The sequence below is a fragment of the Noviherbaspirillum sp. genome, from assembly GCF_036846085.1.
Classification (GTDB): domain Bacteria; phylum Pseudomonadota; class Gammaproteobacteria; order Burkholderiales; family Burkholderiaceae_D; genus Noviherbaspirillum.
This window is the reverse complement of record NZ_DAIUCO010000207.1, coordinates 1-9,811: the sequence shown is the minus strand read 5'-3', so window position 1 is coordinate 9,811 and position 9,811 is coordinate 1. Positions and strand designations below refer to the sequence as shown.

Below are 9,811 nucleotides of genomic sequence, written 5' to 3'. Positions count from 1 at the left end.
TTGGGCAGGGGTGGGCGTCTTGAGCATGCGTTATTAAAACAAAAACCCCCGCACAAGGCGAGGGTTTGTCAGCAGTCTGAAAGGCGATCCTAAGATCGCCTTTTTGGATTAACCGAACAATTAATGCTTCATCACGGTCGGGTCAGTCTGTTCCGACGGTTTTGCAACCGCGGTATCGACTGGCGCCTGCTCATCCGGTAGCGGTGTGGGTTGCCGTTCCAGAGCGACTTCCAGCACCTTGTCGATCCAGCGCACAGGGATGATTTCCAGCTTGTTCTTGACGTTATCCGGAATGTCCGTCAGATCCTTCACATTCTGCTCGGGAATCAGGACTGTCTTGATATCGCCACGATGCGCGGCCAGCAGCTTTTCTTTCAATCCGCCGATCGGCAGCACTTCTCCGCGCAGCGTGATCTCGCCTGTCATCGCCACATCGGCACGGACAGGAATGCCCGTCAGGACAGACACGAGAGCCGTGGTCATTGCGATACCCGCGGACGGACCATCCTTCGGCGTCGCACCCTCCGGCACGTGAATGTGGATATCGATCTTGCTGAACAAATCGCTCTTGATTCCCAGCCGCTTCGCACGACTGCGTACCACGGTGCGCGCTGCTTCGATCGACTCCTTCATCACATCGCCCAAAGTACCTGTGCGAATGACGTCGCCCTTGCCGGGCATCGTCATTGACTCGATGGTCAACAGATCGCCACCGACTTCGGTCCATGCCAATCCAACGACCTGGCCGATCTGGTTTTCCTTTTCCGCCATGCCGAAATCGAAACGACGGATACCAAGGAATTTGTCCAGGTTCTTCGACGTGACGGTAATCTTGCGCTCCTGCTTTTTAAGCAGAAGCATCTTCACGACCTTGCGGCAAATTTTCGACACTTCACGCTCAAGCGAACGCACCCCGGCTTCACGGGTGTAGTAACGGATGATGTCGCGGATTGCCGCTTCGTTGACGCTGATTTCGTCTTCCTTCAAGCCGTTATTGCTGATCTGTTTCGGCAGCAGATAGCGCAACGCGATGTTCGTCTTCTCGTCTTCCGTATAGCCGGACAGACGGATGACTTCCATCCTATCGAGCAGTGCGGGCGGGATGTTGAGCGAATTGGAAGTCGCAACGAACATCACATCCGACAAATCAAAGTCGACTTCAACATAGTGGTCGGAGAAGGTGTGGTTCTGCTCCGGATCGAGCACTTCCAGAAGTGCCGATGACGGGTCGCCACGAAAATCCATGCCGAGCTTGTCGACCTCATCCAGCAGGAACAGCGGATTGCGCACACCGACCTTGGACAAGCTCTGAAGAATCTTGCCAGGCATCGATCCGATGTAGGTACGGCGGTGCCCACGGATTTCGGCTTCATCCCGCACGCCGCCCAATGCCATACGGACGAACTTGCGGTTGGTCGCACGTGCGATTGACTGGCCGAGCGAAGTCTTGCCAACCCCTGGTGGTCCTACCAGGCACAGGATAGGCGCCTTGAGCTTGTCGACGCGCTGTTGGACAGCAAGATACTCGAGAATGCGTTCCTTGACCTTCTCCAGTCCGTAGTGATCGCCCTCAAGGACCTTCTCGGCATTCGCCAACTCGTTGTTGACCTTCGATTTTTTCTTCCATGGCAGAGCAACCAGCGTATCGATGTAGTTGCGTACCACCGTCGCTTCAGCCGACATCGGCGACATCAGCTTCAGTTTTTTCAACTCTGCCTGCGCCTTGTCCCTGGCTTCCTTGGGCATCTTGGCCGCAATGATCTTCTTCTCAAGCTCTTCCAGATCGGCGCCCTCTTCACCCTCGCCCAATTCCTTCTGGATCGCCTTGACCTGCTCATTCAGGTAGTACTCGCGCTGAGACTTTTCCATCTGGCGCTTGACGCGGCCACGGATGCGCTTCTCCACCTGCAGGATATCGAGCTCGCCTTCAAGCTGGCCGAGCAGATGCTCGTGCCGCTTCGCGACGTTGAAAATCTCCAGGATGACCTGTTTCTGTTCCAGCTTCAGCGGAAGATGCGCGGCGATGGTGTCTGCAAGGCGCCCTGCGTCATCGATACCCGCCAACGAGGTCAGAATCTCGGGAGGGATTTTTTTATTGAGCTTCACATACTGATCGAACTGCTGGACGATCGCACGGCGCATCGCCTCCACCTCGGATTCATCGCCCGGCTCGGATTCGACCGGAGTCAGATCTGCGGCGAAATGCGTATCGAGCTCAGTGATGTTATGGATGCGCGCACGCTGCGCCCCTTCGACGAGCACCTTGACGGTGCCGTCGGGGAGTTTGAGCATTTGCAGGATATTGGCGACACAACCGATTTCATAAATGTCTTCGGCGGACGGTTCATCTTTGGCAGCTGCTTTTTGCGCGGCAAGCATGATGCTCTTGCCTTGTTCCATAGCTGCTTCCAACGCTTTGATCGACTTGGGACGACCGACAAATAGTGGGATCACCATATGCGGGAAAACAACGACGTCCCGCAACGGCAACAGCGGCAGTTGGGTATGTTCAGTGAATGTTGTAGAAGTCGTCATGGCGAACCTTTTCTAAGTCTAAAAGCTTGTTAATGATGTTGGCATGGCAGCCAAAAACTCAAGTCCAAGCGGAAACAAAAAAATCCTAAATTCGCTAACTAAAGTGCAATACAAAACTGCAATAAAAAAAGCCACACGCGAAGTCGCCTTCGGGTGGCTTTTCGGTGGAAGCCGGAAATAGTTGTTGTGAGACAAATTGTACTGCTTCTAGGCAAAAAGTGGACTTTAACCGCTACATTTTTGAGAATCGCGTTTCAGGAGCTTACTTCGCTCCCGAAACCTTGGGCTGCTCATGGTAGATCAACAAAGGTTTGGCGCCATTGGTAATCGTGTTCTCATCGATCACTACTTTGGCAACGTTGTGCTGACTCGGCAACTCGAACATAACATCAAGCAATGCATGCTCGAGAATGGAACGCAAACCCCGTGCGCCAGTTTTGCGCTCGAGCGCCTTGCGGGCGATCGCGTGCAACGCTGCCGGCCGAACCTCCAATTCCGCCCCTTCCATCTGCAACAGTTTTGCGTACTGTTTAATCAAGGCATTCTTGGGTTCAAGCAATATTTGGATTAGAGCTTCTTCGTTTAGTTCACTCAAAGTTGCGACTACCGGCAGTCGTCCGACCAACTCGGGAATGAGACCGAACTTGATCAGGTCTTCTGGCTCCGCATCGAGCAGTACTTCGCTTGCCGTACGCTCCTGCTGGCTTTTCACACTGGCCGCGAAACCGATTCCGCTTTTCTCCGATCGGTTGGAGATGATCTTTGCAAGGCCGTCGAACGCTCCGCCACAAATGAACATGATGTTCGTGGTATCAATTTGCACAAAATCCTGATTCGGATGTTTGCGGCCGCCCTGAGGTGGCACCGATGCCATCGTACCTTCAATCAGCTTCAGGAGCGCCTGCTGCACACCCTCGCCGGACACGTCGCGGGTGATCGATGGATTGTCGGACTTGCGGGAAATCTTGTCGATCTCATCGATGTAGACAATGCCCTTCTGCGCTTTTTCAACCTCATAATTGCAGTTCTGCAATAACTTCTGGATGATGTTCTCGACGTCCTCACCGACATAGCCGGCTTCGGTAAGCGTCGTCGCATCGGCGATAACGAACGGCACGTTCAGCATGCGCGCAAGAGTCTGTGCGAGAAGCGTCTTGCCCGATCCGGTGGGTCCGACGAGCAGAATGTTGCTCTTGGCAAGCTCGACTTCATCTTTCTTGCCCAAATGCTTCAGGCGCTTGTAGTGGTTGTAAACCGCGACTGACAGGATGCGCTTTGCAGTCTCTTGACCGATAACGTATTGTCCGAGCAACTCGAAAATTTCCTGAGGTGTCGGCAGGTCGGATTTCGGTCCGGCGACCGATTCAATACTGGATGCCTCGTCGCGGATGATGTCATTGCACAGGTCGATGCATTCATCGCAGATGAATACGGACGGACCCGCGATCAACTTTTTTACCTCGTGTTGACTCTTGCCGCAGAAAGAGCAGTAAAGCAATTTTTCGCCGCTGGAGGATTTTTTATCAGACATGGGGCAACGTATGTGTAGGGATGGATTCGATATTACCTGCGAATTCCGGATTCGTCACGACGCCGCTCAAGAAAACGGGCCAGGTCCGGGAATCCGTCGCGCCAAAACAAAAACGCCCGAACGTGGCGGCGTCCGGGCGTGTTACGCGGGGACAGATCAATCAAGCACGGGTGGTCAGCACCTTGTCAATCATGCCATATTCAGCCGCATCTGCTGCGGACATGAAATTATCTCTGTCTGTATCCTTGCTGATTTGTTCCACGGTCCTGCCGGTTTTTTCCGCAAGAATATGGTTCAGGCGATCACGCAGATACAGGATTTCACGCGCCTGGATCTCGATATCCGCCGCTTGTCCTTGCGCACCGCCAAGAGGCTGGTGAATCATGATGCGCGAGTTCGGCAGTGAAAACCGCTTGCCCTTGGCGCCGGCGGCCAGAAGGAATGCGCCCATCGAAGCAGCCAGACCAGTGCACAGTGTCGAGACGTCTGGCTTGATGAACTGCATTGTATCGAAGATCGCCATCCCTGCCGACACCGACCCGCCCGGCGAGTTGATGTAAAGGGAAATATCCTTGTCCGGGTTTTCGCTTTCCAGGAACAGCAACTGTGCCACGATCAGGTTTGCTGCATGGTCATTGACCGGACCGACCAGAAAGATCACCCGCTCTTTCAGCAGGCGCGAATAGATATCGTAGGCGCGCTCGCCCCGGCCGCTCTGCTCGATCACCATCGGCACCATGCCGAGCATTTCGGTGTCGAGTGCGGAATTTCGTATCAGTCCTGACATGTGCGTTTCCTTTTGAAGACGGTGTGCACAAACAAGTTAAGCTTGTGCGTTGTTGCCCATCAATTCGTCGAATGCGACCGGCTTGTCGGTCACCTTGGCTTTGCTCAGCACATAGTTAACGACGTTTTCTTCCAAAACAAGGGCCTCTACTTCAGCAAGACGACGACGGTCGCTGTAATAATACTTCAGCACTTGCTGCGGGTCCTCGTAACTTTGCGCGAAATCTTCCACCTGCGCCTTGACCTGTTCGGGGGTTGCCTGCAAATTGTTGGCCTTGACGACTTCCGCCAGAATCAAGCCCAGGCGCACACGGCGTTCGGCCTGCGGCGTGAAAAGCTCCGGCGGGAAGGGCATGTCCTTGGCGTTCATGCCGCGCTGCGCCATGTCCTGGCGAGTCATTTCGACCAGCCGCTCCACATCCTGTTCGACCAGTGCTTTCGGCACATCGAGTTCGGACGCCTTGATCAGCGCATCCATCACGCTGTCCTTGGTCTTTGCCTTGACCCGGTTCTTTACCTCGCGTTCGAGGTTGGTCCGGATGTCTTCACGCATCTTGGCCAGATCACCATCGGCGATACCCAGTGACTTGGCAAACTCGGTATCGACCTCGGGCATGTGAGCCCATTCGATCTTCTTCATCGTGATGGTGAACTCGGCTGTTTTTCCGGCCACATCCTTGCCGTGATAGTCAGCCGGGAACGCCAGCGGGAAGGTTTTGGACTCACCGACCTTCAGGCCGGTTGCAGCCGCTTCAAACTCCGGCAACATGCGGCCCTCGCCGAGCACGAATGCGTAGTCGTCGGCTTTGCCGCCCTGAAATTCGACGCCATCGATACTGCCGACAAAGTCGACCGTAACGCGGTCGCCGCTCTGAGCGCTCTGGTCGGCGCCGCCGTCGCCGTGCGCGCCCTGCTCGCCCTTGACGTGGTAGTGAACGCGCTGCTTGCGCAGGATGTCGATTGTCTTGTCGATCTCGGCGTCGGTGACGTCGGTTGTCACGCGCTCCACTTCGGCGCTCGACAGGTCACCGACCTTGACTTCCGGGTAAACCTCGAACGTGGCATCGAATGCCACTGCGCCTTCGGCCACGCCCTCACCGGATTTCGGTTCGATTCTCGGCAGACCGGCCACGCGCAGGTTGTTTTCCGTGGCAGCGTCGCTGAATGCGCGGCCAACCTTGTCGTTCAACACTTCGGTTTCGACCTGATATCATACTGCTGGGCGACCATCTTCATCGGCACCTTGCCTGGACGGAAACCGGGCGCCTTGGCGGTGCGGGCACGGATCTTCAGACGTTTTTCGACTTCTGCCTGTACGTCTGCCAGCGGCAGAGTGATGGTTATGCGGCGCTCGAGTTTATCCAGGGTTTCGACTGCAGTTGACATGTGAATCGTCCAAAAAATGAGGAATTTTGTGGTGCGAGGAGGGGGACTCGAACCCCCACACCATTGCTGGCGTCAGGACCTAAACCTGGTGCGTCTACCAATTTCGCCATCCTCGCGGGAATTTGCTTGCCTGTGATCATGCACAAAAGCAAAGGGCGACCATGAAGTGAAATCCGGTCGCCCTGTTAAGCCTTTGTTGGTAGCTCTTCAACTTCAGCGCGAGATTTTACTGGATTTTTTCGGTAGTCGCGCGATTTTTAAGCCGCGCGACCATCTTCGGGGTACGTCAGGCCGGCCGCCTTACCTTGAACCATGCTGCGTAGAGCGCCGGCAGGAACAGCAGGGTCAGCGCCGTGGCAATGATCAGGCCACCCATGATGGCAACTGCCATCGGCCCCCAGAACACGGAGCGGGACAGAGGAATCATCGCCAGCACCGCGGCGGCGGCGGTCAGGATAATCGGCCTGAATCGCCTTACCGCGGATTCGATGACCGCATTCCATGGAGGAACACCTCCCGCGATATCCTGCTCGATTTGATCGATGAGGATGACGGAGTTGCGGATGATCATGCCGAACAGCGCAATCACACCAAGCTGGGCCACGAATCCGAATGGGCGCTGCAGGATCAGCAGCGCCATCGCGGCACCCGCCAATCCCAATGGGCCGGTGAGGAAGACCAGCAGCGAACGCGAAAAGCTGTGCAGCTGCAGCATCAGCAGCGTGAAGATGATGAATACTACCAGCGGCACATTGGCGGCAATCGATTGCTGCGCCTTGCCGCTGTCGGCAGCCGCACCCGCCAGTTCAATGCGGTAACCGGCCGGCAGGGCCTGCCGCAAGCGGTTCAATTCCGGATCGATCTGGCTGGATACCGTCGGTCCCTGTATGCCGTCCACCACATCCGACTGGACAGTAATTGCCCATTCCCTTCCCTCGCGCCAGACCACACCCGGCTCCCAGACGAATTGGGCGCGCGCCACCTGGGACAGTGGCACCGACCGGCCGGTCGATGTCTGAATATTGGCGGCATTGAGTGCGGTGATGGTTGACCGCTCCTCCACCGGCTGGCGAATGGCAATGTCGATCAGCTTGTTGCTGTCGCGGAATTGACCGATCGTGGTGCCAGTCAGGATGGTATTGGCCGCGCGCATCACCGTTTGCGAGCTGATGCCGAGCGCGCGCAACTTGTCCTGATCGAGATCCAGCCGCAGCACCTTCACCGACTCGTTCCAGTTGTCGTTCACACCGACAGCATTCGGGTTGGAACGCATGACACCCTTGACCTGGTCGGCGATGGCGCGCACGGTCGCGACCTCGGTGCCGGAGACGCGGAACTGCACCGGATACGGTACCGGAGGACCGTTCGGCAGCAACTTCACCCTACCCCGCACTTCCGGAAAGTCGTTCTTGAACGCGTCGACGATCTTGAGGCGCAAGGTTTCCCTTGCCTTCAAATCCTTCGGCAATACAACGATCTGCGATACGTTGGTCTGGGGAAATATCTGGTCGAGCGGCAGATAGAAGCGCGGACTCCCGGTGCCGACATAGCTGGTGATGCTTTCGACGCCGTCCTGCTGTCGAATGAAGTCCTCAAATTTTTTTGCCTGCGCCTCGGTTGCTGCGAACGCGGTTCCTTCGGGCATCCACAGTTCAACCATCAGTTCCGGCCTGCTCGAATCAGGGAAGAACTGCTGTTCGATGAACTTGAACCCGAACACGCCGAGTCCGAATACCACCAGCGTGAGCAATATCGTGGTCTTGCGCCATTCGACGCACCATGTCACAAGCGAGCGGAAACGTTGGTAAAAAGGGGTATCGAACAGTTCATGATGACCGCCGGCGCCGGAAGCGGGTTTCGCCTTCAGCAAGACATATCCAATGTACGGCGTGAAGAGAACCGCGGCGAACCAGGAAATCAGCAGCGCGAGCGCATTCACTGAAAACATGGAGAAGGTGTACTCGCCGGCGGCTGATTTCGCAAGACCGATGGGGAGGAAGCCGGCGGCGGTGATGAGTGTCCCTGTGAGCATCGGCATGGCGGTCGATGTGTAGGCGAAAGTCGCGGCATCGAAACGGGAGAAGCCCTCTTCCATTTTGCGCACCATCATTTCCACCGCGATGATGGCGTCATCGACAAGCAATCCCAGCGCGATGATCAGCGCCCCAAGCGAAATCTTGTGGAGGTCGATATTGAAGATGCGCATGAAAAGAAAGGTCACCGCCAGCACCAGCGGTATCGTCAAGGCGACGACCAACCCCGGCCGCACGTCGAGCCGTAGCGGCTTGGTGTGCAGGCCCAGCGCAACAAAACTCACCGCCATGACGATCAGCACCGCTTCTGCCAGGGTGCGGAGGAATTCATTGACGGACGACGTGACAGCGCGCGGCTGGTCGGACACCTGCTCCAGTTCGATCCCGACCGGCAATTTTCCTTTCAGCTCGCCCACGGTCTTCTGCAGATTGTGACCAAGGTCGATGATGTCGCCGCCCTTTTCCATCGAAATGCCGAGCCCGATGACTTCCTTGCCGTTGTAGCGCATCTTGTCCTGCGGCGGATTGCGGAACTCCCGCCGGACGCTCGCGAAATCCCCCAGGCGGAAAGTGGTGCCTGCGGCACGGAGCTCAAGGTTCTCAAGGTCTTTGACGGTCTGCATTGCACCTGTTACACGTACCTGCAGGTTGTCGGTCGGCGTCACCAGCACACCGGTTGCTTCGACACTGTTCTGCGTATTCAGCTGGGAGACGATGGCCTCGAACGGCACGCCGAGTTGCGCAAACTTTTTATGGGAGAACTCGATGTTGATCCGCTCTTCCTGCACACCGAACAACTCGACCTTTGATACCGACGGCACAAGCAGCAATTGCTGGCGGACGAAGTCCGCATAGTCCTTGACTTCCGCATAATTGAATCCGTCACTGGAAAGCGCGAAGATCGAACCGTAGGTATCGCCGAATTCATCATTGAAAAACGGTCCGATCACTCCCGGCGGCAGCGTGCCGCGGATGTCACTGATCTTCTTCCGCACCTGGTACCAGGCTGCCGGGGTTTCCTTCGGCGGCGTCGATTCACGCAATTGGAGGATGATCAGTGTTTCGCCCGGCTTGGAATAGCTGCGGATCTTGTCGATGTACGGCGTTTCCTGCAATTTTCGTTCGAGCTTGTCAGTGACCTGGTCGGCCATCTGCAGCGCGGTCGCGCCTGGCCAGACCGCGCGCACCACCATGGCCCGGAAGGTGAATGGCGGGTCTTCATCCTGGCCGAGCTTGCTGTAACCCAGCACACCGCCGAGGAGCAGGACGACGATCAGGTACCTGGTCAGCGGAATATGTTCGAGCGCCCAGCGGGACAGGTTGAAACCGCCTTTCATTTAGCGGCCCCGACGACGACCTTGTTGTCGGCGTCGACAGTCGCGTCCGCGCCGAGAATCCTGACTTTCTGCCCGGGTTTAAGCAGGTTGGCGCCGCCAGTCACAACGGTCTGGCCTGCGGAAACGCCGCCGGCAAGCAGAATGTCGTTGCCGGATGCGCCTGCCACTTGCACCGGGGCGAGCTTCACCACTCCGTTGTCGAC

General features: G+C 56.6%; 4 protein-coding genes, 1 tRNA gene and 2 pseudogenes. All 7 read right to left on the bottom strand.

Going from position 1 to position 9,811, the window contains the following annotated elements; translation table 11 throughout:
- Window positions 1–120 precede the first annotated feature (120 nt).
- The gene (gene lon / locus V7080_RS19660; protein WP_334190088.1) at window positions 121–2,535 is read right to left on the bottom strand and encodes an endopeptidase La; all 2,415 of its coding nucleotides are present in this window, start codon (window positions 2,533–2,535) and stop codon (window positions 121–123) included.
- A 262-nt stretch (window positions 2,536–2,797) separates the two neighbouring features.
- Complete coding sequence (clpX, locus tag V7080_RS19655; protein ID WP_326860700.1) at window positions 2,798–4,066, bottom strand: ATP-dependent Clp protease ATP-binding subunit ClpX; 1,269 nt, start codon at window positions 4,064–4,066, stop codon at window positions 2,798–2,800.
- Window positions 4,067–4,226: 160 nt separating this feature from the next.
- Entirely contained in the window at window positions 4,227–4,853 is a 627-nt protein-coding gene (gene clpP, locus V7080_RS19650; RefSeq protein WP_334190087.1) for an ATP-dependent Clp endopeptidase proteolytic subunit ClpP, read from the bottom strand.
- Between the two features lie 36 nt (window positions 4,854–4,889).
- Window positions 4,890–6,238: pseudogene (gene tig / locus V7080_RS19645) on the bottom strand (trigger factor).
- Between the two features lie 29 nt (window positions 6,239–6,267).
- Window positions 6,268–6,354, bottom strand: a tRNA-Leu gene (locus V7080_RS19640).
- A 170-nt stretch (window positions 6,355–6,524) separates the two neighbouring features.
- Complete coding sequence (locus V7080_RS19635; RefSeq protein WP_334190086.1) at window positions 6,525–9,608, bottom strand: efflux RND transporter permease subunit; 3,084 nt, start codon at window positions 9,606–9,608, stop codon at window positions 6,525–6,527.
- Window positions 9,605–9,811: pseudogene (locus V7080_RS19630) on the bottom strand (efflux RND transporter periplasmic adaptor subunit); the annotation flags it as partial. The gene V7080_RS19635 and the pseudogene V7080_RS19630, both read right to left, overlap by 4 nt.